The organism is Rhizobium sp. CSW-27 (assembly GCF_018760785.1).
In the GTDB taxonomy this organism is placed as follows: domain Bacteria; phylum Pseudomonadota; class Alphaproteobacteria; order Rhizobiales; family Rhizobiaceae; genus Neorhizobium.
The window spans coordinates 1-1,114 of the sequence record NZ_JAHHZO010000062.1 but is presented as its reverse complement, the minus strand read 5'-3'; the positions used below and the strand labels follow the sequence as shown (position 1 = coordinate 1,114).

Below are 1,114 nucleotides of genomic sequence, written 5' to 3'. Positions count from 1 at the left end.
CGCGAACTCGCAGATCAACAGAGAGAGCTTTTGACATATCTGCCGACCTCCATCGGCAGATAGTTTGAATCAGAACATCGCTGATTTGCAAAGACCCGAAGATTCATTCAGTCAGGGAACCGCTCTAATGGCGTTGAGGAAGCGGATGAACTCCTGATGACGATGACGCTGCATGTTGCGGCCGATGACGGTGCCGTCGAGCACATTGAGGGCGGCAAACAGCGTGGTTGTGCCGTGCCGCTTGTAGTCGTGGGTCATGGTGCCGAGCCGGCCCCTCTTCATCGGCAAGCCCGGCTGGGTGCGGTCGAGCGCCTGGATTTGGCTTTTCTCATCGACCGACAACACGATGGCGTGGGCTGGCGGATCAACATAGAGGCCGACGACGTCTCGCAGCTTGTCGATGAATTTCGGGTCGTTGGACAATTTGAACTGCTGCCATCGGTGAGGTGCAAGGCCATGCGCCTTCCAGATGCGCCGGACTGCGCTGGCGCTGATGCCGGCGACCGTCGCCATCATGTCGGCCGTCCAGTGCGTCGTCTCGCCCGGCGGATCAGCAAGTGTCAGGGCCACCACACGCTCGGCGACATCGGGTCCGAGCCGCATAATGCGCGACGGCCGCGTCTTGTCGCGCAAGAGACCCTCGACGCCTTCTGTGGCGAAGCGCTCTTGCCAGCGCCATACGCAGGTCTTGGATTTGCCGGTCTGACGCATGATCTCGACAGTCCCGACGCCATCGGCACTCAGCAGGATGATCTCGGCCCGCCAGACGTGCTTTTGGGGCGCATTGCGATCCCTGGTCAAGGCCGTCAGGCGTTGGTGATCGGTTGGTGAAACGGTGAACGATATTCCTGTGCGCATGCGCCAGACTCGCATGACAGCCCAGCAAAAGGAATCCCATACCGGACTCTTATGTCAGGCGGTAACCACTACGTACTTTGGCTGAAACGACGGAATCCGCGCGGAATTGTTGCCAGCGGGGTTGTCTCAGTGGTTGCGGGGGCAGGATTTGAACCTGCGGCCTTCAGGTTATGAGCCTGACGAGCTACCGGGCTGCTCCACCCCGCGTTATTTTCGACCGGGTTAGTGCCCGGGAGCGATGTCAGGCGTAGCCTGA

The 1,114-nt window shown here is 60.1% G+C and carries 1 tRNA gene and 1 pseudogene; both read right to left on the bottom strand.

What is annotated here, in order from left to right:
- Window positions 1–120: 120 nt before the first annotated feature.
- Window positions 121–858, bottom strand: a pseudogene (locus tag KLP42_RS26570) (IS630 family transposase); the annotation flags it as partial.
- 130 nt (window positions 859–988) lie between these two features.
- Window positions 989–1,065, bottom strand: a tRNA-Met gene (locus KLP42_RS26565).
- Window positions 1,066–1,114 lie beyond the last annotated feature (49 nt).